The organism is Streptomyces sp. NPDC104313, from assembly GCF_055583985.1.
Window position 1 is genome coordinate 66,301 of the sequence record NZ_JBVJMW010000011.1, and the last position, 20,493, is coordinate 86,793.

Annotated in this window: 19 protein-coding genes and 4 pseudogenes; 15 read left to right on the plus strand and 8 right to left on the minus strand. The window is 70.1% G+C overall.

Going from position 1 to position 20,493, the window contains the following annotated elements:
• Nucleotides 1-88 precede the first annotated feature (88 nt).
• On the plus strand, nt 89-238 hold the full coding sequence (locus tag ACZ60Q_RS24650; RefSeq protein ID WP_469638525.1) for a hypothetical protein: 150 nt from the start codon (nt 89-91) through the stop codon (nt 236-238).
• 60 nt (nt 239-298) lie between these two features.
• Nucleotides 299-871, plus strand: coding sequence for a P-loop nucleotide/nucleoside kinase family protein (locus tag ACZ60Q_RS24655; protein WP_469638529.1), 573 nt, complete (start codon nt 299-301; stop codon nt 869-871).
• Nucleotides 872-1,036: 165 nt separating this feature from the next.
• Here ACZ60Q_RS24655 and ACZ60Q_RS24660 read toward each other — a convergent pair whose 3' ends face one another.
• On the minus strand, nt 1,037-1,918 hold the full coding sequence (locus ACZ60Q_RS24660) for an undecaprenyl-diphosphate phosphatase (protein ID WP_469638532.1): 882 nt from the start codon (nt 1,916-1,918) through the stop codon (nt 1,037-1,039).
• Nucleotides 1,919-2,108: 190 nt separating this feature from the next.
• On the minus strand, nt 2,109-2,831 hold the full coding sequence (locus ACZ60Q_RS24665) for a TVP38/TMEM64 family protein (RefSeq protein WP_469638535.1): 723 nt from the start codon (nt 2,829-2,831) through the stop codon (nt 2,109-2,111).
• A 106-nt stretch (nt 2,832-2,937) separates the two neighbouring features.
• On the opposite strand from ACZ60Q_RS24665, the pseudogene ACZ60Q_RS24670 reads away from it, so the two are divergent.
• The 4 genes and pseudogenes from ACZ60Q_RS24670 to ACZ60Q_RS24685 form a co-directional block, all read left to right on the plus strand.
• A pseudogene (locus ACZ60Q_RS24670) lies at nt 2,938-3,165 on the plus strand (DNA alkylation repair protein); the annotation flags it as partial.
• Between the two features lie 75 nt (nt 3,166-3,240).
• Nucleotides 3,241-3,390, plus strand: coding sequence for a hypothetical protein (locus tag ACZ60Q_RS24675; protein ID WP_469638538.1), 150 nt, complete (start codon nt 3,241-3,243; stop codon nt 3,388-3,390).
• Nucleotides 3,391-3,485: 95 nt separating this feature from the next.
• Nucleotides 3,486-4,661, plus strand: a complete 1,176-nt coding sequence (tuf, locus tag ACZ60Q_RS24680) for an elongation factor Tu (RefSeq protein WP_469638541.1) — start codon at nt 3,486-3,488, stop codon at nt 4,659-4,661.
• Nucleotides 4,662-4,743: 82 nt separating this feature from the next.
• Nucleotides 4,744-5,589, plus strand: a complete 846-nt coding sequence (locus ACZ60Q_RS24685) for a spermidine synthase (RefSeq protein WP_469638544.1) — start codon at nt 4,744-4,746, stop codon at nt 5,587-5,589.
• 31 nt (nt 5,590-5,620) lie between these two features.
• On the opposite strand, the gene ACZ60Q_RS24690 is transcribed toward ACZ60Q_RS24685, so the two are convergent.
• Nucleotides 5,621-6,703: a DUF8017 domain-containing protein gene (locus ACZ60Q_RS24690; RefSeq protein WP_469638547.1), complete on the minus strand. Its 1,083-nt coding sequence runs from the start codon at nt 6,701-6,703 to the stop codon at nt 5,621-5,623.
• 121 nt (nt 6,704-6,824) lie between these two features.
• Here ACZ60Q_RS24690 and ACZ60Q_RS24695 point away from each other — a divergent pair, with 121 nt between their 5' ends.
• Entirely contained in the window at nt 6,825-7,262 is a 438-nt protein-coding gene (locus ACZ60Q_RS24695; RefSeq protein ID WP_469638883.1) for a DUF4442 domain-containing protein, read from the plus strand.
• An 86-nt stretch (nt 7,263-7,348) separates the two neighbouring features.
• Here ACZ60Q_RS24695 and ACZ60Q_RS24700 read toward each other — a convergent pair whose 3' ends face one another.
• A complete protein-coding gene (locus ACZ60Q_RS24700; RefSeq protein WP_164617718.1) occupies nt 7,349-7,879 on the minus strand; it encodes a gamma carbonic anhydrase family protein in 531 nt (176 codons plus the stop codon).
• 177 nt (nt 7,880-8,056) lie between these two features.
• On the opposite strand from ACZ60Q_RS24700, the pseudogene ACZ60Q_RS24705 reads away from it, so the two are divergent.
• Nucleotides 8,057-8,458: pseudogene (locus tag ACZ60Q_RS24705) on the plus strand (LbetaH domain-containing protein); the annotation flags it as partial.
• 100 nt (nt 8,459-8,558) lie between these two features.
• On the opposite strand, the gene ACZ60Q_RS24710 reads toward ACZ60Q_RS24705, so the two are convergent.
• Both ACZ60Q_RS24710 and ACZ60Q_RS24715 read right to left on the minus strand, forming a co-directional pair.
• Nucleotides 8,559-9,146: a recombinase family protein gene (locus ACZ60Q_RS24710; protein WP_469638553.1), complete on the minus strand. Its 588-nt coding sequence runs from the start codon at nt 9,144-9,146 to the stop codon at nt 8,559-8,561.
• 1,192 nt (nt 9,147-10,338) lie between these two features.
• Entirely contained in the window at nt 10,339-11,913 is a 1,575-nt protein-coding gene (locus ACZ60Q_RS24715; protein WP_469638555.1) for a recombinase family protein, read from the minus strand.
• 27 nt (nt 11,914-11,940) lie between these two features.
• Between ACZ60Q_RS24715 and ACZ60Q_RS24720 the strand changes: the two are divergent.
• From ACZ60Q_RS24720 to ACZ60Q_RS24730, 3 genes and pseudogenes are all read left to right on the plus strand, one after another.
• Nucleotides 11,941-12,294 (plus strand): annotated as a pseudogene (locus ACZ60Q_RS24720) (DapH/DapD/GlmU-related protein); the annotation flags it as partial.
• Nucleotides 12,295-12,451: 157 nt separating this feature from the next.
• Nucleotides 12,452-13,024 (plus strand): helix-turn-helix domain-containing protein, encoded by a 573-nt coding sequence (locus tag ACZ60Q_RS24725; protein WP_469638558.1) that lies wholly within the window; start codon nt 12,452-12,454, stop codon nt 13,022-13,024.
• 44 nt (nt 13,025-13,068) lie between these two features.
• The gene (locus tag ACZ60Q_RS24730; protein ID WP_469638561.1) at nt 13,069-13,623 is read left to right on the plus strand and encodes a YbaK/EbsC family protein; all 555 of its coding nucleotides are present in this window, start codon (nt 13,069-13,071) and stop codon (nt 13,621-13,623) included.
• Between the two features lie 98 nt (nt 13,624-13,721).
• Here the strand turns inward: ACZ60Q_RS24730 and ACZ60Q_RS24735 are convergent, their stop codons facing one another.
• Together ACZ60Q_RS24735 and ACZ60Q_RS24740 are read right to left on the minus strand one after the other, a co-directional pair.
• A complete protein-coding gene (locus ACZ60Q_RS24735; protein WP_469638887.1) occupies nt 13,722-14,516 on the minus strand; it encodes an AAC(3) family N-acetyltransferase in 795 nt (264 codons plus the stop codon).
• A 58-nt stretch (nt 14,517-14,574) separates the two neighbouring features.
• Nucleotides 14,575-15,006 (minus strand): CoA-binding protein, encoded by a 432-nt coding sequence (locus ACZ60Q_RS24740; protein WP_469638563.1) that lies wholly within the window; start codon nt 15,004-15,006, stop codon nt 14,575-14,577.
• Nucleotides 15,007-15,081: 75 nt separating this feature from the next.
• Here ACZ60Q_RS24740 and ACZ60Q_RS24745 point away from each other — a divergent pair, with 75 nt between their 5' ends.
• The 4 genes and pseudogenes from ACZ60Q_RS24745 to ACZ60Q_RS24760 form a co-directional block, all read left to right on the plus strand.
• Nucleotides 15,082-15,708, plus strand: coding sequence for a YigZ family protein (locus ACZ60Q_RS24745; protein WP_469638567.1), 627 nt, complete (start codon nt 15,082-15,084; stop codon nt 15,706-15,708).
• A 276-nt stretch (nt 15,709-15,984) separates the two neighbouring features.
• Nucleotides 15,985-17,154: an exonuclease SbcCD subunit D gene (locus ACZ60Q_RS24750; RefSeq protein WP_469638570.1), complete on the plus strand. Its 1,170-nt coding sequence runs from the start codon at nt 15,985-15,987 to the stop codon at nt 17,152-17,154.
• On the plus strand, nt 17,151-20,225 hold the full coding sequence (locus ACZ60Q_RS24755) for an AAA family ATPase (RefSeq protein WP_469638574.1): 3,075 nt from the start codon (nt 17,151-17,153) through the stop codon (nt 20,223-20,225). The genes ACZ60Q_RS24750 and ACZ60Q_RS24755 overlap by 4 nt, the downstream gene beginning before the upstream one ends.
• A 90-nt stretch (nt 20,226-20,315) precedes the next feature.
• A pseudogene (locus tag ACZ60Q_RS24760) lies at nt 20,316-20,486 on the plus strand (rhodanese-like domain-containing protein); the annotation flags it as partial.
• Between the last annotated feature and the right edge of the window lie 7 nt (nt 20,487-20,493).

The following is a 20,493-nucleotide window of genomic DNA, read 5'->3' on the forward strand; positions in this document are numbered from 1 at the left end:
CCCCGGCGGCCGTGTCACGTCACGGCCGCCGCTTCCGTCACCGGACGGGCTCCCGCACCCGGCGTCTCTCCAGTAGTCGGCCGCCCCGGTGGAGAAGTTCCCGCGCGATCTCCCGGCGACGCCGGAGACCACCGCCCCGCACCCGCCTACCAACCACCGCCCCGTCATCGAGGGCCTGGAGGCCGCCCAATTCGTCGTCACCCACGGGGGGGCCGATCCCTACGCCGCCCACAGGTGAAGCAGCTAGCCTCGGACCGCGGATACGTGCGTGACGTGTACTGAACGAGGGAGCACGGCCATGGGGTGGACAGAGTGGACAGAAGTGCCGGTGGACACCGAACCGGCGGCGGGCGCGGTCCTGCTGATCGGTATCCCCGGCAGCGGCAAGAGCACGGTGGCAGGGGCGCTCGCCGCCCGCTTCGTCGCCTCCGCCCATATCGAGGTGGACGCCCTCCAGGAGCTCATCGTCTCCGGCGGCCGGTGGCCCTCGCCCGACGGGGACGAGGAGGCGGACCGGCAGATCTTTCTCCGGGCCCGCAACGCCTGCCTGCTGGCGGGCAGTTTCGTCGCCGCGGGTTTCCTCCCGGTCATCGACGACGTCGTCGTACGCCGTGCCCACCTCGACTTCTACCGTGCCACGCTCACCGGCGCACCGCTGCACTGCGTGGTCCTGGCCCCGGGCGCCGCGAAGGCCATGGAGCGCAACCTCGCCCGGGACAAGACGCTCACGACGGACTGGTCCCCGCTGGACGACGTCATGCGCACCGAACTGGCCGACGAGAAGATCTGGATCGACAACGCGGAGCTGACCGTGGACGAGACGGTCGACGCGGTCCTGTCCGCCACCGGCCTGACGCCTCCGCAAGCTTGACGTCTCCGCCACCGGCCTGACGTCCCCGCAGGCCTGAGCCCGCCGGGCCGCGGGCCCACGGCGTTGTCAGACCCCCGCCGTACGGTGGGGACATCTATCCGCGCTGCTGGCTGCTGCGCTGCTGGATCGCCCCGCCCGGCTGCTCCCGGGCGGGGCGCACAACGCCTACGGGGTGGTTCCCGCGGACTCACCCGCGTGCGGGCTGAGCACCCCGGCCCAGATCAGAACGAACAGGACGATGCCGAGGAGGACGCGGTAGATGACGAACGGCATGAAGCTCTTGGTCGTGATGAACTTCATGAACCACGCGATGACGGCGTATCCGACGACGAACGCCACCAGCGTCGCGAAGATCGTCGGGCCCCAGGAGATATGCCCCTCGCCCACGTCCTTCAGCTCGTAGGCGCCCGAGGCGAGCACCGCGGGGATCGCCAGCAGGAACGAGTAGCGGGCGGCCGATTCGCGGGTGTAGCCCATCAGCAGACCACCGCTGATCGTCGCGCCCGACCGGGAGACCCCGGGGATCAGCGCCATCGCCTGGCAGAACCCGAAGATCAGACCGTCCCTGACCCCCAGATCCTTGAGCGTCTTGCGCTCCTTCACCACGCGGTGCTTGCCGCCCGACTCGTCGCGCGCGGCCAGCCGGTCGGCGATTCCGAGCACGATGCCCATGACGATCAGCGTCGTCGCGATCAGCCGCAGATCGCGGAAAGGGCCCTCGATCTGGTCCTTGAGCGTGATGCCCAGCACGCCGATCGGGATCGAGCCGACGATGACCAGCCAGCCCATCTGGGCGTCGTGGTCACCGCGCATCGAACGGTCCGTCAGTGAGCGGAACCAGGCCGACAGGATGCGTGCGATGTCCGCGCGGAAGTAGATGAGCACCGCCGCCTCCGTGCCGATCTGACTGATGGCGGTGAAGGCGGCCCCCGGGTCGTGCCAGCCGGCGAACGCGGCGGTCAGCCGCAGATGGGCGCTGGAGGAGATCGGCAGGAACTCGGTCAGTCCCTGAACGAGTCCCAGGACGAATGATTCGAACCAGCTCATGGGGCTTTGGCCATCCCGGAGGTGATCGCGCATCGGCCACGGACGACGGGGCCCGTCGGCTGCGTGCGGAATACGGAGTGCGGAAAACGGAGTACGGAGCACGGTCAAGGACGTCGAGGTCGCGGGCAGCGTATCGCCTGAAAGTAAACGTCAGGCCGACCGCACCGGTCATCCCCGTGCCGCCGTCCGCTCAGTCCTGCGGCGTGTCCCGGCCGAGCCGGTGGCGCTTGCGCCACGCGACCAGCGCCCCGCCGAGAGCGGACAGCACGATGAAGCCCATGGCGGCCAGGAAGACCGGCGAGGTCGGCGACGCGGCCTCGCTGCCGGCTATCACGTACGCCGCCGTGTTCGGGATCGACCCGAGCCCGGTGGCCAGGAGGAACGGCGGAGCGCTCATCCGGGAGGTCGCAGCGCAGTAGTTGGCGGCGGCGAACGGGATCCCGGGGAAGAGCCGCAGCGCCAGGACGGACCGGAAGCCGTGCCGGCTCAGCACCCCGTCCGCAGCGGTCAGCAGCCTCCCGCGCAGCAGGGTCCGCAGCGCGTCCTGGCCCAGCACCCGGCCCAGCATGAACGACACGCCCGCGCCCAGCACCGTGCCCGCCAGAGCCGCCGCCAGCCCCGCCTGCGCGCCGAACAACGCGCCCGCGGCGATGTTGAGCAGCGGGCGCGGCACGAACGCCACCGTCAGCGCCCCGTACGCCAGCCCGAAGAGCATCGCGGCCGTGCCCCCGGTCAGCTGGGGCGGCCAGCCCGACGCCAGCAGCCGCTGCGGTTCGAACAGCAGCATCGTCGACGCGGCCCCCAGCAGAACGACCACGAGCAGCGAGAACCGGGACCACGGCGACAGCAGCGCCCGGGAGAGTCGCAGGGCGGTACCGGTGGCGGGCCGGGCGGCGGGAACGGGGTCGAACATTCGGGGAGAGTAACCGAAAACGCTGTGTGATCGCCGTAATGTGCCTCGCGTGTACCCCGCCGCCGACGCCCCCGTCCCGCCGGACGGCACCCTCGCCGACACCGCCCTGGAGCGGCTCGTGACCACTACCCCCTGGTGGGACACGATCGACGTGCTCGCCGCGCAGGTCGCGGGACCCCTGGCCGCCGCCGACCCGGCGCTCGCCCGGGAGAAGGGCCGGTGGATCGACGACCCCGGCCTCTGGGCCGCCCGGACCGCCGTACGCGACTTCGTCGGGGGAGCCAGGGCCCGCCTGTCGCCGCTCTTCGCGCGCGAGGCGCTCAAGAACCTCTGAGACCGCCGGGAACACCACGATCCCTCCCGCGAAAACCATTCGACTCCTCGGCCCCGCCCGGCCATGATCAGGGACATGTTCCGGTACGCCTTCCTCGCAGCGCCGTCCGCAGTCGCGGACGCGCCGAAGGCTGCTGTGAACGACGCGGCCCTCGCGGCGGCGCTCTCCGCGGAAGCGGTGGCGTCCACCGCTGCCGCAGCGCCCATCGGCGGCGCCCGAAGCTGACCCTCCCCCGACAGTCCGGCGGACCCCGTAAGGGGAGGGTCGGCGGGGCCCTGGGGTCTTCTCTTCTCAGCTTCGAGTTCTCAAAGGAACGAGCCATGTCCAAGACGGCTTACGTGCGCACCAAGCCGCACCTCAACATCGGCACCATGGGCCACGTCGACCACGGCAAGACCACCCTCACCGCCGCCATCACCAAGGTCCTCAGCGAGCGCGGCGACAGCTCCACCTCCTATGTGCCCTTCGACAGGATCGACCGGGCCCCCGAGGAGGCCCAGCGCGGCATCACCATCAACATCGCGCACGTCGAGTACGAGACCGACACCCGCCACTACGCGCACGTCGACATGCCCGGTCACGCCGACTACATCAAGAACATGGTGACCGGAGCGGCACAGCTCGACGGGGCGATCCTCGTGGTCTCCGCGCTCGACGGGATCATGCCGCAGACCGCCGAGCACGTGCTGCTGGCGCGTCAAGTGGGTGTCGACCACATCGTCGTCGCCCTCAACAAGGCCGACGCGGGCGACCCCGAGCTGACCGACCTGGTCGAGCTGGAGGTCCGCGAGCTGCTCTCCGCGCACGGGTACGGCGGCGACACCGTCCCCGTGGTGCGGGTCTCCGGGCTCAAGGCGCTGGAGGGCGATCCCCGCTGGACGGCGGCGATCGAAGGGCTGCTGGACGCCGTCGACACCTACGTACCGATTCCGGTGCGCTACACCGACGCGCCGTTCCTGCTGTCCGTCGAGAACGTCCTGACCATCACCGGCCGGGGCACGGTCGTCACCGGCGCGGTCGAGCGCGGCACCGTCCGCGTCGGCGACCGGGTCGCCGTGCTGGGCGCGGACATCGAGACGGTCGTCACCGGTCTGGAGACCTTCGGCAAGCCGATGGAGTCCGCCGAGGCCGGGGACAACGTCGCGCTGCTGCTGCGCGGGGTCGAGCGCGACCGGGTCCGCCGCGGCCATGTCGTGGCCGCGCCCGGCAGCGTGGTGCCGAGCCGCCGGTTCACCGCCCAGGTGTACGTTCTGTCGACGAAGGAGGGCGGCCGGTCGACCCCGGTGACCACCGGTTACCGGCCGCAGTTCTACATCCGTACGGCGGACGTCGTCGGCGACGTCGACCTCGGCGGGTCGGCGGTCGCGCGCCCCGGCGACACGGTCACGATGACCGTGGAGCTGGGCCGTGACGTGCCACTGGAGTCCGGTCTCGGCTTCGCGATCCGCGAGGGCGGCCGCACGGTCGGCGCGGGCACGGTCACCGCGCTGCTCTGACGGTCCGACTGTCCGCCACCCCCGAGCCGGGGTGGCGGACAGTGCTGCGGAAGGACCTGCCCGCACCGGCGACAATGGAGACGTGAACGAGACCGTACCCGTCATCCGCGAGGTCGACCGCGGCACTGCCCGGCTGCTGCCCGACGTGGACCGCGACCGGGCCTGGCTGCTCACGGTCGACGACGCGCCCCAGTCCTACGTCGACCTGGACGATCCGTCCTACCTGGAGTTCGAGTACGTGACGCGGCTCGCCCACGTCGTGGACGGCGCGGCGGAGCCGGGCGCGCCCCTGGACGTCCTGCACCTGGGCGGCGGGGCGCTGACCCTGCCCCGCTATGTGGCCGCGACCCGCCCCGGATCGCGGCAGGACGTCGTCGAGGCGGACCGTGAGCTGCTGCGACTGGTCCGGGAGCACCTGCCGTTGCCCGAGGACAGCGGCATCTCCCTGCACGCGGCCGATGCCCGGGAGCGGCTGGAGGCGGCGGCCCCCGCCTCCGCCGACCTCCTGATCGCGGACGTCTTCGGCGGCTCCCGGGTTCCGGCGCACCTCACGTCCGTCGAATACGCGCGGGCCGCCGGACGGGCGCTGCGCGGCGACGGGATCTACGCCGCCAACCTGGCCGACGGCGCGCCGTTCGCCTTCCTCCGCTCCCAGTTGGCGAACTTCGCCGCGGTCTTCCCGGAGCTCGCGCTGATCGGGGAGCCGGCCGTACTGCGGGGGCGGCGCTTCGGCAACGTCGTCCTGCTCGCCTCGTACGCGTCCCTCGACGTGGCCCCGCTCGTCCGCGCCTGCGCCGCCGACGCCTTTCCCGCACGGGTCACCCACGGCCTCGCGCTGACCCGGTTCATCGGCGGGGCCCGCCCGGTGGCGGACGTGGACGCCGTCACCTCGCCCGAACCGCCCGACGGGGCCTTCAGCGTCGGCTGATGCTCCGGGCGGTAGCGGTACGGGACGGGTGTCAGCCGGTGGGCTGACCGGAGAGGCGGACCGTGCTCAGGATCTTCTGGATGGTGGTGTCCGGAAGCTCGTCCTTGACGCCGGCGGCGGCGTAGAGGACCCAGGTCGAGAAGTCGCCCTTGGAGTTCTTGAAGGAGAAGGCGATCGACTTCCCGTCGCTGTCGCACTTCTCCTTGTTGGCCAGCTCCAGTGCGGTGGCCTGGACGACGCTGCCGGAGAGACCCGACTCGGTGGTGAACGCCTTCGGCTTGCCGATCTTGACCTTGGTCTTGGGGTCCAGCTGGGCGTAGCCGGCCCACACCCAGTTGGCGGCCTCGTTCGTCGCGGCCTCGTCGCTGTTCTTGGCGCCCTGGGCGCCCTTGGTCCCGACGCCGGCCAGCCCGGTGTCCTCCTTGCTGCCGTCCCCGTCGGAGTCGTCGACGCACCACTTGCTCTTGTAGTAGGCGGGTGCGGAGAAGCCGGCGACGGGCGGACCGTCGGGCTTCTTCGCGTCCTCGAAGCCGGAGAACATTCCCGAGCTCGCGACCTCCCAGTCACCGGGAACGTCGAACTGCGTGCCCCACTTGGGGTTGGTGACGACCTTCCAGCCCGGAACGACCGGCTCGGGGTCGCTTTCGGAGCCCCGCGGGTTCTCCGCCGGAGGCGCGGAGCCGGTGTCCGTTTCGCTCGGTTTGGCGCTGGGCGACGCGGACTTCTTGTCGGCGACGGTCTTGCCGCCCTCGTCCTTGCCGAGCACGAGGAAACCGGTGACGCCCGCCGTGACCACGACGGCGGTCGCCGCGACGATCGCCACGACCGTCGTCTTCCTCTTGTCGTCGCCGGGCTTCGGCCCGCCGGGCGGACCCGGGACGGCGTACTGCGGCACCGTCGGCTGCTGGTAGGGGTTGGGCTGCTGGTACCCCGGCTGCCCGCCGGGCGGGCCCTGCGGGTATCCGTACCCCGGCTCCGCGGGCTGCCCCGGCGGGCCCTGCGGCGGATATCCCGGCTGCTGATAGGGATTCGGCTGCTGGTACCCCGGCTGCTGGTACGGGTTCTGGTCCTGCGGGTTCTGCTCGCCCCCGGGCGGCTGCGTTCCTGGCCACATGGCCAGTAACCATAGATGGGGCGCCCGGCCACTTCTACGGCCGCCCTGTCCCAGAGCCGTCACAAGGGGATGGCCAAACAATGCTACTGGTAAGTAACCTTCGGGTATGAGCGCTGAACAGATGACCGTGGGCGAGATGCTCCTCGCGACGGTTCCGATGGCCCGGACCCTCAACCTCGACTTCCTGGAGACGACCCCGGAGCGTGCCGTCGTCCGGCTGCCCGACCAGGCGGACTACCACAACCACCTCGGTGGACCCCACGCCGGAGCGATGTTCACGCTCGCCGAGTCCGCCAGCGGCGCGATCGTCATCGCCGCCTTCGGGGACCAGATGTCGCGCGCCGTGCCGCTCGCCGTCAAGGCCGAGATCGGCTACAAGAAGCTCGCCAAGGGCGAGGTCACGGCGACCGCGACCCTCGGCCGCCCCATAGCCGACGTCGTCGCCGAGCTGGACGCCGGACAGCGGCCGGAATTCCCCGTGGCCATCGAGATCCGGCGCGCCGACGGCGCGGTCACCGGCGAGATGACCGTCGTGTGGACCCTGCGCCCCAAGGGCTGAGAACCGCCGTACGCACCCGGGCCGCCGGCTCTCCCCGAACGGGAGGGACAGCGGCCCGGGTGCGTTGCACGGCCGGGGTCCGGGAGTCAGCCCGCGTGCGCCTCGCGGTGGGCCTTGGCCAGCTCCACGTACCCGGCCGCGTTGAAGCGGATGCCCTCCAGCTCCTCGGCGGTCAGCGGCCGCTTCACCTTCGCGGGCACCCCCGCGACGAGCGAGCCCGGCGGCACCCGCATCCCCTGCGGCACGAGGGCCTGCGCCGCGACCAGCGAACCCGCCCCGATGTGCGCGCCGTTGAGCACCGTGGCGCCCATCCCCACCAGCACGTCGTCCTCGATCACACAGCCGTGCAGCACCGCGTTGTGGCCGACCGAGACCCGCGCGCCCACGGTGAGCGGGAACCCGGGGTCGGTGTGCACGCTGCAGTTGTCCTGGATGTTGCTGTCAGGGCCGAGCGTGATGGGGCCGCAGTCGGCCCGCAGCACGGCCTGATACCAGACGCTGGAGCCCGGGGCCAGAGTCACCTCGCCGATCACCACGGAGGTCGGGGCCACGAACGCGTCCACGTCGATGTCCGGCTCCTTGCCGCCCATGCCCGTGATCAACGCCTGCTCCGCCATCGCCTGCTCCTTCGCGCCGGTGTGGTGCTCCTGGGCCTTCCCGCCGAATCGGTCGGATCCGCCGGATCGGGCCGACTCACACGGTAGGGGACGACTCCCGGCGCACACCGTGCGGTGGGGCGAACATCACAGGTCATCGCACGGATCGCCCAGCGCGCCGCCGACTACCGTGAGCGCGTGCCGAAGAACCGAAACATGTTCTCCTTCCTCGCCCGCCGGCCGCGCCGTGCCGCCTCCCGCGCGGTCCACCTCGGCTGGGCCTGGGCGCAACGGGCCGGCGCGGTCACCGCCGAGCACCCCGGGCGGCTGCGGTTCGGCGCGATCGGCGCGGGGACCCGGCTCGCCTTCCCGCAGGGGACCGTGTTCGGGGAGCCGTGGATCGAGCTCGGCGAGCACTGCGTCATCGGCGAACAGGTCACGCTCACGGCCGGGATGATGCCGGACCTGGATCTCGGCCCCGACACCGTCCTCACCCTGGGCGACGGCGTGGTGCTGGGGCGCGGCAGCCATGTGATCGCGGACACCACGGTGACGATCGGCCCGGACACGTACTGCGGCCCATACGTCTACATCACCTCGCTCATGTAGCAACCGCTTAGGATGCTCTGGCCTGGGGTGATGGGAGGATGAGAGAGGCCCCCGACAGTGAGTCAGGGGCCTGATGGGTGGTACTGGAGTCCTAGTCAGTCAGGTGCCGGTACAGGGTGGCCCTGGACACTCCTAGAGCCTTGGCTATGGCGTTCACAGACTCTCCCTTGGCCTTCCTGGCCTTGGCCAGGGTCAACAGGTCATCAGTGATGACACTGGGCCTTCCTCCGGTACGCCCTTGGGCCTTGGCGGCGTCCAGTCCTGCCCGGGTCCTCTCAACGATCATGTCTCGTTCCAGCTCGGCAAAGGCAACCATCATGGTGAAGAAGAATTTGCCTTCCCCCTTGGGGGAGTAGCTACCGGCCAGAGTTCCGGTGAGAATCCGCAGAGCGATTCCACGACTGTGTAGTTCCTCAGCGATGGTAAGTACGTCCTTGGTGGACCTGCCCAACCTGTCAAGCTTCCAGACGCAGAGCGTGTCTCCCTCTCTCATGTACTCCAGAGCGGCATGGAGGCCAGGGCGCTCCGTGTTCTTCCCGGACAGCTTGTCTTCAAAGACCTTGGTGCAGCCTGCCTCTTCCATGGCGTCTGTCTGAAGCTGCACATCCTGTGCCTTGCCACTCACTCGCTTGTATCCGATGAGGTGGCCAATGGTCCGGGTGCTCATGTTCGTTGTCATGTCTCAAGTGTCTCATAACTCATCTCAGAACATCAAGGCTTCAGAGGTGGTTGTGAGACGAGTTTTGAACAGCTCTCAGGGCCCTCGGGGGGCTGCTTCCCGGGTGTCTCGTAAACCATCGTTTCCGAGACGTCCACTCTCCCCGTTGTAGGCCCCTGCTGCGCCTTCCTCGGGGCCCTAGCTCTGCGCTCCGTTCGCTGGTGCCGATGAAAAATAGTTGTCGGAGGGTGCGTAGCGGCCCCCCGGGGTAATGCCTGAATCGTTCTTCATGGGGACCGCCGGGGGGACCTTCCTTTCATCGTGTACGGGTTCCAGGGCCCTCCATGGCCCCTGTGGCCCTCTAGTAGCCCGGATGACTAAAGGGGGCCGGGTCCCATCTCTAGGTCGTTAGAGAGCCCTCCAGGGGCCTTCCCGGGCCTCTGAGGTCACGTTGGACTCCTCCCGAAAGGCGCCAAGGGCTTCACTTGCCTTGGCTCGTGTGATCTGCATCTCAGTTCAGGTGGTTGGTGTCCGGGATTCCGGCAGAGGACACCTACGTATTTCATAGGTGGTTGATCTATATATAACTACCTACTAAGTACTCTCTCAGTAGTAGCTACAGAGTCCCTAGAGTCTGAGTGACAGTAAAGGACTCCTGCTTGAACAGGAGTCCACTTGCTAGGGAGTAATCCTAGTCATCTAGTGAAACCTCTCTGAAGGACAGGCAGAAGCCCCGGCCACTAGAGCCGGGGCCTTTGTGTGTTTCGGGAGTACTCGTCTACCGCCGGTGCCTATCGGCAGCAAAGGGATTCTGTGTCCTCCTTAGCGGCCTCCAGCCGTTAGGGGTTTCCCTGCCTTCCTGTTCCCATTGGTGCCAGCTCTGATAGCACTGCCTCAGCCAACCCTCGGCCCCTGCCCGTGCCCCCCATTCGAGGGGGAGCAGCGAAGATGGGTCGTTGTCGTCAGGCAGAGTGCAGTAGCCCAGGGATTCAAGGTCCAGGATGACCCAGGATCTTTGGTCCGGGGTCATTGTGGGAACGTACCTACTTGGCATGGTGATACCTCCTGGGTGCAGAGTATCCGTTGTGGCTTGCCAACGCTAGAGATGGTTTATGGTCCCCTCCTAGGTGCAGCTCGGAGGGTGCACGTCGAACCTTTGTTTTCATCTGTCTGGGGCAGAGAGCTTCGGCCGTGAAGCCGGACCCTCTCTTTCCTAGTGCTTTATCAGCTTGGCAAAACGTTCTTCTAGATCCTCGGGAAAATTCAACTTGGGCCCATGCGTACTGAATGGGTCTCCGTCTATCCCTCCCTTGTCGTCGGGGTGGCAAGCGTATGTAACCCCTGCCTTGATCAGGTCATCGGTAATTGTCGTCCAGGTGGATTCGTCTTCCATGGTTTTTGCTCCTCCCCAGCGTTCAGAGAAGTTCATGCCAAGTTCTTGATACTCCCACCTGTCTTGGCCTTTATCGCCAAGGGTGGATAGAGCTTCGTACCGTTCATTCAACTCTGCTAGGGCAGACTCGCCCTTCTTGCGGAGTATGCCTTTGCTGTAGAGTCCCCCCGGTTTCAGATATCCCATGTGCTGCTCGATGGACTCTTCCACTTCTTTCAACCTCTCGGCTGTTCCATCGCCACGGACATACACTCTCCGGGTGACAGGCAATCCCCCCAGTTCGAGATGAAGCAGGCTAATGAGTGGCCGAGTGATCTGGTTTGGGTCAAAGGAGTAGCCCTTGCAGGCCGGTGAACCGGGCCGGGCAAAACAGCGAATCTTTGTGGACTCCCAATAGGTGCCGTCCTTACGCTTCTTCTTGGTGGTGTGCTGCATCATGTTCTTTCCGCAGCTACCGCACTTGAGTACGCCGAGAAACGGAGTCCTCACGTCATCCTTGGGGGTCATCTTCAGGGATGCTGCCGTGAGGGCGTTCTGTAGATCCTTGAAGGCTTCTTCAGTCAGGATTGGCTCTGCAACCTTCACGCGTTCCCCGTGCTCGTTGTAGACCAGAACCTTTTTCCTGTACTTCTTTCCCGGAATTTCTTCACTCCTGGTCTTCCACCCCAGGAGGCTTTGGGACATAAGAATGTCTTTGAGTGCCTTGGGCTTCCAGAGGGGTGCGCCCCAGCTCTCTTTCCTCTTCCATCGCGCCCCAGGGGTAGGAATGCTGCGTGCCGAGAAGTCATTGCAGAGTGAGTTCATAGAGTCCCCTGCGACAATCCTTCTGGCCGCTTCCTGGATTACCTCTGCCTCTTTCGGGCTGATCTCTAGGTATCGACCCCCATTCTTTTCATAGGTCCGGTATCCATAAGGGGGATGGCCCCCCGCCCAACGCTCCGTGGTCAACAGGTGTTGTCTCATGGATACCACCCGCTCTGAAATGGCTCTGGCTTCCATCCTGGCAAAGGCGGCAATCATGGTTGCCATGACTTCACCCATGGGGGTGTTCAAGTCGAATGGCTCCGTGGCAGATACCAGTCCCTTATCGCCGTGGCCTTTGGCCCACTTGATCATGTCGTGAAGGTCTCCAACCTTCCTTACGAATCGGTCAAGACGCCAGAAGACTATGGCATCGAATTCCGGAGCGCGGTCCAGCCACTTAGAAAGCTCAGGTCGTTCCCAGGGGGCATATCGAGTAGCTGATACGTCAAGGTCCTTGGCTACCCCCACAACGTCCCATCCTTGGCGCTCACAGAACGCCATACATTCCTCTAGTTGCCTCTCAGGGCTTGTCGTGGCGTCGGTCTCGATGGACAGTCGCACGGCAATGATCACTCTCGGCCTCCTGGTCATGAGGGCATCGTAACAGCCCAGGGGTTTACGTCGACCAACCACAGCTACGACGACCCGCACGAGCCCGTGGGCAAGCAGTGGCCCCGGATGGAACCGGTGGAGATCGGGCCCGGCTGCTGGATCGGCACCGGCGCGGTGATCCTGCCCGGGGCCCGGCTCGGCCGGAACGTCGTGGTCGCCGCGGGCGCGGTCGTCCGGGGCGAGGTCCCCGACCACGCGGTGGTCGCGGGGGCCCCCGCCCGCGTCGTCCGCAGCTGGAACCCGGAGAAGGGCTGGCAGCCGCCCCTGCGCACACCGGCGCCCGTGCCGATCCCCGAGGGCATCACGCCCGAACAGCTGCTGGCCCTCGCTGAGCTGGACGAGGCACCCGAAACCCCGTAGGGGGCGGTACAGGGGGCGGTACACGGCCGTACAGCGCGACGAACGCGGGAGTGCACCGTAGGGCAGTGCAATATTCTTGACCCCGGCATGCGCCGTACGCGACTCAGCACGCCGCACTTCGCCACCCGCATTCCGCCATCCACCGCAGGGACGGTACGTGTCCGACCTCGACCAGCTCACCCAGTCGCTGGCCCGCAACCTCAAGCGCTGGCGGGGGGAGCGCGGCTTCACCCTCGACGCACTCGCGGCCCGCGCCGGAGTCAGCCGCGGGATGATCATCCAGATCGAGCAGGCACGGACGAACCCGAGTGTCGGCACCACGGTCAAACTGGCCGACGCGCTCGGCGTCAGCATCACCACCCTCCTCGACCACGAGCAGGGCGCCGAGGTCCGGCTGGTCCCAAGGAGCCGGGCCGTCCGCATGTGGTCCACCGAGGCGGGCAGCTCCACCACGCTGCTCGTCGGCGCCGAGGCCCGCGGCCCGCTCGAACTGTGGACCTGCCGGCTGATGCCGGAGGAGGGCACCACCTCCGATCCGCACCCCGAGGGCACCGTCGAACTCCTCCATGTGACCGAGGGCGAACTGACCCTCGTCGTCGACGGCCGCACCCATCCCGTCCCCGCCGGGACCTCCGCCACCTTCCAGGCGCACGTACCGCACGGCTACCGCAACGAGGGCGCCGAACCGGTCGTGTTCACCATGGCCGTCGCCATCCCGCCCGTCCGCTGAGATGCCCGGCCGCCCCCGCCCCCGCCGCTGCTAGCGTGAGAGCCATGCGCGCACCCATCGGTACTTTCGAGGACGCCGCTCCCGCCGCGGAACGGCTCGACCTGCTCCCCGCCCCCGTCGTCACGGCCCTGACCGCCGGATGGGGCGAGTTCACCGCCGAGCAGGTCGTCCACGTCGACAGTGACCCGGCTGTCGCGGACACCGCGGTCTTCGCCGAGCACTACGGCATGGAACTGCTGGACACCTCGGCCAACTGCGTCGTCGTGGCGGGCAAGCGCGGCCAGGACGTCACCCTCGCCGCCTGCGTGGTGCTCTCCCGCACCCGGGTCGACGTCAACGGCGCGGTCCGCAGACACCTCGGCGCCCGCAAGGCCTCGTTCGCGTCGATGGACACGGCGGTCGGCGAGAGCGGCATGGAGTACGGCGGTATCACCCCGATCGGCCTCCCCGCCGCCTGGCCCCTCCTCCTGGACCCCGCCGTGGTGGACGAGGAATGGGTCCTGATCGGCAGCGGCACTCGACGCGGCAAGCTCATCGTCCCCGGAAAGGCGCTCGCCGCCCTCCCGGGCGCCGTCCTCGTCGAGGGCCTCGGCGTCTGACCGGAAGAGGTCCGGGGCCCGGGGCCGGACGAGGTCGGGCCCCGGGTCGGAAGAGGGGCGGGTCGACGCGGCGTGCGGATCGGTCGGCGCCTTCCCTCTCAGCCGCCGGGCCGCCGGTGCTCCGCGAGCCAGACCGCGGCGAAGTCGACGGCCGCCCGCAGCCGGACGAGCCTGCACACCGTCATGCCCACGCGCCCGGTCCGTACGTCACCCTCGGCGGCGGCCTTCTCGAACGCCACGCCCAGGGCGGTGAAGTCCCCGTCGTCCAGGGCGACATCCTCGTACTCCCACCACCGGCGCACCCCCCGCGACGCGACCACGCACCGGTAGCTCCGGCGCGGTGGCGCGGGCACCCGGTACTCGCCCAGGTGGAACGCCGTACACGTGGCATAGCCGGTGCCGAGCAGCAGGATCCTGGCGTCCTCCTCGTACAGCCGGGCCAGCGGCGAGTCCTCCCCGAGATGGCAGTCGGCCCGGTGCCCGGTGAGAAGGCGCGCCGCGTCCGGGCCGAGCGCGGCGAACGAGGTCTGCGGATGCGCGCTGCGCCCGGCCCCCGCCGCCGTCCGCACGGTCTCGGCCAGCGCGCCCATCGACGGCGCGGGGGTGCGCGCCGGATCGTACGGCTCCATCGAGGCGCGCACGGCCTCCACGCCCCCGGCACCCAGGCCCCGAACCCGCTCCAGGTAGTGCGGGGAGGTATCGGAGTTCTCCGGGGTGAAGGAGGGGACCACCACGGTCCCCTCCGGCCCCACGGCCCGGCGCAGGGCTTTCAGCACGCCCCGCGCATCGTCGCCCACCGGTCCCAGCGACCGCAGCGAGGCGTGCACGAGGAGCACGTCGCCGGGCCGTACGCCCAGCGTGGTCAGAGCGGCCGTCGTCCGGGCCCCGTCCATCACGTCCTCCACGGCGATGATCCTTCCCGCCCCGGAACACCTCCCACACCCCGGTCGCTCAGGAGTGCCCGGCCAACTTCGGGATCTCGATCGCGGGGCATCGGTCCATGACCATGTCGAGCCCCGCCGCGCGCGTCCGCTCGAAGGCGTTCGGGTCCACGACGCCGAGCTGGAACCACACCGCCTTCGCGCCCACCGCCGCCGCCTCGTCCGCGACCCCGCCCGCCGACTCGCTGTTGACGAAGACGTCCACCACGTCGACCGGGAAGGGGATGTCGGCGAGCGAGGCGTACCCCTGTTCCCCGTGCACCGTCTCGGCCTTCGGGTGCACCGGCACCACCCGCTTGCCGAACCGTTGGAGGACCTCCGCCACACCGAAGGCCGCCCGGGAACGGTTGCCGGACAGTCCCACCACCGCCCAGGTGTCGCCCGTGTCCTGGAGAATCCGCCTGATCGTCGCGGGGGCCGCGTACATGTCGTCTGCGTTCATGCCAGGACAACCGACGACCCTCGCCCGCTCATTCCCGCCGGCACCCGTCCTCCCGGCGGCGCATAGGGTGGACGGATGCAGGAGCAGTACCGGACCGTCGCCCGCGCGGGTGTGCACGGACGCGAGATCAACCGATCCCGTTTCCTCTGCTCCCTCGCCCCCGCCGCCACCGAACAGGAAGCCCAGGACTTCGTCGCCCGCGTCCGCAAGGAGCACCCGACCGCCTCCCACAACTGCTTCGCGTACGTGATCGGCGCCGACGCCTCCGTACAGAAGGCGAGCGACGACGGCGAACCCGGCGGCACCGCGGGTGTCCCGATGCTCCAGATGCTCATGCGCCGGGAGGTGCGGTACGCCGTGGCGGTCGTCACCCGCTACTACGGCGGGGTCAAACTCGGCGCGGGCGGGCTGATCCGGGCGTACGGGGGAGTGGTCGGCGAAGCCCTCGACGCGCTCGGCACCCTCACCCGGCAGCGCTTCAGGCTCGCCACGATCCGGGTCGACCACCAAAGGGCCGGAAAGCTGGAGAACGACCTGCGGGCCACCGGGCGAGACGTCCGCGAGGTGCGGTACGCCGAGTCCGTCACCATCGATATCGGGCTGCCGGACGGCGAGGTCGAGACGTTCACCGCCTGGCTGGCCGACGCGACGGCGGGGACCGCCGTGCTGGAGCTGGGCGGCGAGGCGTACGGCGACGTGTGACCTGAGACCGGACGGCGGGGTGGGGTGAGGGCGGCGTGAGGGGAATTCCACGGACACCGAAATCATGATCGATGAGGGTTCGGCGGCCCGGCGGCGTTAGCGTGGTCGTTGCCGAGCGGGATCACGGGCCGCCGGTGCGCGGCCCACGGGGTGGAGGACGACGACGATGCAGGCCGGAACCGGCGGAATGATGAAGCGGGTCGGAACCGGCGGTGTGATGGTGCAGGCCGGAACCGGCGGAATGACGACGCGGGCCGGAACCGCTGGAGTGATGGCGTGAGGATCCTGCACACCTCGGACTGGCACCTGGGCCGGTCCTTCCACCGGGTCTCGCTCCTCGACGCCCAGGCCGCCTACCTCGACCACCTCGTGGCGACCGTCCGGGAACGCGAGGTGGACGTCGTCCTCGTCGCGGGTGACGTCTACGACCGGGCGGTCCCGCCGCTCACCGCCGTCGAGCTGTTCGACCGCGCGCTGCACCGGCTCGCCGCCGTCGGCGTCCCCACCGTCATGATCTCCGGCAACCACGACTCGGCCCGCCGCCTCGGCGTCGGCGCCGGGCTCTTCGAACGGGCCGGGATCCACCTGCGGACCGACCCGGAGAAATGCGCCACCCCCGTCGTGCTCTCCGACGACCACGGTGACGTGGCGTTCTACGGGCTGCCGTACCTGGAACCGGCCCTGGTCAAGGACGTCCTCCGGGCCGCCGGGGCCGGCCACGAGGCGGTCCTGGCCGCCGCCATGGACAAGGTCCGCGCCGACCTCGCCACCCGCCCCGGGGGCACCCGCTCCGTCGTCCTCGCGCACGCCTTCGTGGCGGGCGGGGAGCCCAGCGACAGCGAACGCGACATCACCGTCGGCGGGGTCGCGGCAGTTCCCGCCGGGGTCTTCGACGGCGTCGGCTACGTGGCCCTCGGCCATCTCCATGGCTCCCAGCGGGTCACAAGCCGCGTCCGCTACTCCGGTTCCCCGCTCGCCTACTCCTTCTCCGAGGCCGACCACCGCAAGACCATGTGGCTCATCGACCTCGCCGGCGACGGGGACATCGCGGCCGAGGAACGGATCGACTGCCCCGTCGAGCGGCCCCTCGCCCGGCTCCGCGGCCGGCTCGACACCCTCCTGGAGGACCCCGCCCTGGACCGCCACGAGCACGCCTGGGTCGAGGCCACCCTCACCGACCCGGTGCGCCCCGCCGAACCCATGGCCCGCCTCGCCCGGCGCTTCCCGGGCACCCTCAGCCTCGTCTTCGACCCCGAGCGGCCCCCGGACGACCCGGGGGCGTCCTACGCCCAGCGCCTCCAGGGCCGCGACGACCACCAGATCGCCGAGGACTTCGTCGCCCACGTCCGCGGCGGCAGCGGCCCGAGCGACCTCGAACGCACCGTGCTGCGCGCCGCGTTCGACGAGGTCCGGGTGGACGAGACCGTGCGCGAGGTGTCCCGGTGAGACTGCACCGCCTCAGCATCACCGCGTTCGGCCCGTTCGGCGCCACCCAGGAAGTCGACTTCGACGTCCTCTCCTCCGCCGGCCTCTTCCTGCTCCACGGACCCACCGGCGCGGGGAAGACCTCCGTCCTGGACGCCGTCTGCTTCGCCCTGTACGGAGCCGTCCCCGGCGCCCGGCAGAGCTCCGGTGCCTCCCTGCGCAGCGACCACGCCCCGGCGGACCTGCCCACCGAGGTCCAGCTGGAACTGACCGTCGGCGGCCGACGTCTCGAAGTCACCCGCAGCCCCGCCCAGCCCCGCCCGAAGAAGCGCGGCGACGGCTTCACCATGGAGAAGGCACAGAGCCGGCTGCGCGGTTACGACCCCGAGCGCGGTTGGCAGGCGCTCAGCAGGTCGCACCAGGAGATCGGCGAGGAGCTGACCCAGCTCATCGGCATGAGCAGGGACCAGTTCTGTCAGGTGGTGCTGTTGCCGCAGGGAGATTTCGCCCGCTTCCTGCGCGCGGACGCCGAGGCCCGCGGCAAGCTGCTCGGCCGGCTCTTCGACACCCGCCGCTTCGCCGCCGTCGAGGAACGCCTCGCCGAACTGCGCCGGGGCGCCGAGGCCAGGGTCACCGCCGCCGACGAGCGGACCCTCGCCCTCGCCCAGCGCATCGCCCAGGCGGCCGGCCCCGTCGGGGCCGAGGCCACGCCGATCGATGCCCGGCCCGGCGAACCCGGTCTCGCCGAAGCCGTTCTGGAGTGGGCCGCCATCGCCCGGTCCACCGCCCGCGAACGGCTCGACATCGCCCACTGCGTCGTGACCGGGGCCGAGGGGCGACAGCGCGCGGCACACCACGCCCTGGACACCGAGCGTGAACTCGCCCGCCTCCAGCAACGGTACGAGGAGACCGTGCGACGCGCCGCGGCCCTGGAGGAGCGACGGCCCGAACACGACCGCTGCCAGGAACAGCTGGAACGCGCCCGCAAGGCGGACCGGGTCGCCCCCGCACTGGACCTGCGTGAGGAGGCGGAGCGCGCCCACCGCCGGGCGGGCGAGGCCCTCGACCGTGCCAGGGCACAGCTGCCGTCCGACCTCGCCGGCGCGGGCCCCGACCAGCTCACCGAACTGGAGCGCCGGTTCCGGCAGGAGCTGGGCGGCCTGGAGCCGGCCCGCCGGGCCGAGGCACGCAGCACGGCGATCGACGAGGAACGGGACCGGGTGGAGCGCGAGTCCCGGGCCGACGACGTGACGGTCCGGGACGCGGACGCCTGGCTGGCGGGCTGGGACGCCGTCCACGCCGGACTCAGGGAACGCATCGCGACGGCGCAGGAGGCCGCGACCCGCGCCGAACAACGCGCCGGACTCCTCGCCCCGGCCCGCCGCAGGCTGGAGGCCGCCCACCGCCGCGACGCGCTGGCCGCCGAGGTCCGGGCCACCCGGCAGACGCTCGCCGAGGCCCGAGAACGCGCCCTCGACGCCCATGAGACCTGGCTCGGGCTGCGGGAGCGCCGACTGCGGGACATCGCGGCGGAGCTGGCCGCCGGACTCGTCGACGGTGCGCCCTGCACCGTCTGCGGTTCCGCCGAGCACCCGGCCCCCGCCACCGAGGGCGACGGCCACGTCGACCGGGCCACCGAGGAGGCCGCACTCACCGCCCACCGCCGGGCCGAGGAGATCCGCACCCGCGCCGAGCAGGCCCTCGGGCTCGTCCGCGAACGCCACGCCACCGCACACGCGGAGGCCCGCGACGCGGATGCCCCGGCAGCCGTACCCGACCCTCCGGCGGCCGTCGCGGCGGAGCCCGTCGGGGGCGATACGAAGGCGGAACCCGGCCCGTCCGTCGGTGAACTACGCGACACCGTCGACCGGTTGGCCGCCGAACATGCCGAGGCGCACCGCCTCGCCGCCGGGACGCACGCCGCCCGCGAGGCTCTCGACGCGGCGGAGCGCGAGCACCTCGGGCGCCTCGAACTCCGGCAGGAGGCCGAGCGCCGGGCCGCCGCCCGCATGTCCCGGCGGGAGGCGCTCGACCGCGAGCAGGCCGTGCTGCAAGGCGAACTCGCGGGGTTCCGGGGTGAGTCCGGGTCCGTCGCCGCGTACGCGGAACGCCTCATCCGCCGGGTGGCGTTGCTCGCGGAGGCCGCCGATGCGGTACGCGCCGAACAGGAGGCGGACCGGCGGCGCAAGGAGGCCGACGGCCGGCTCTCCGACGCGGCGTTCCGGGCCGGCTTCGACACCCCGGAGGCCGCCGCGGTGACCCTCCTCGACGCCGCCGCCCAACGAGACCTCCAGCGCCGCGTCGACGCCTGGCAGGCCGAGGCCGCGGCGGTCGCCGACCGCCGCGGCGAACGCGACGCCCGCGAGGCCGCCGAGCGGCCACCCGCTCAACCATCGTCCGCACAGGGCGAGTTCGAGGCGGCGGAATGGCTGTTGCGCGAGACGTCCGCCGCGCTCGCCGCCGCCGCCGAGCGCTGCGGGGAGCTGACCCGGCTCTCCAAGGAGGCCTTTGACGAGGTGCGGCGGCTGGGCCCGGTGCGCCAGGAGTACGAGCGGATCGCCCGGCTGGCGGGTCTGGCGGCGGGCACCTCCGCCGACAACGAGCGCAAAATGCGCCTGGAGGCGTACGTCCTGGCCGCCCGCCTCGAACAGGTGGCGGCCGCCGCCACCGCACGGCTGCGGCGGATGTCCTCCGGCCGCTACACCCTGGTCCACTCCGACGCCCGCACCGGGGGACGCAGAGCAGGGCTCGGGCTGCACGTGGTGGACGCCTGGACCGGCAGCGAACGGGACACAGCGACGCTGTCCGGCGGGGAGACGTTCTTCGCCTCGCTGGCTCTCGCGCTGGGCCTCGCCGACGTCGTGACCGAGGAGGCCGGCGGCGTACGCCTGGACACCCTCTTCATCGACGAGGGGTTCGGCAGCCTGGATGACCAGACCCTGGACGAGGTGCTCGACGTGCTGGACTCCCTGCGGGAGCGGGACCGCAGCGTGGGCATCGTCAGCCATGTGGCCGACCTGCGCCGCCGGATCCCGGTCCGGCTCGAGGTGGTGAAGGAGCGTCAGGGCTCGTCCGTCCGCCACCGCCTGTGACCGGCAACGGCCACGCGGACGCTCCGCCGGATCAGCGGCCGATGGCCCGGCGGGGGAGCGGCGAGGAGTACACGACGCCGGTGGTGACGGACCTCAGCGGCCCTGGCTCTCGCCCAACTGGGCTACCAGGTCGAAGAGATGCTCGTCGGATTCGCGTACTGAGTGCGTGAGGGTTTCGCCTTCGAGACCTCAAGGGGCGTCGAGCGGCGGCAAGCGAACCCACTCGCCGCGCCGGCCGACGCCGCTGACCGCGGCTGCTGAGACCCGG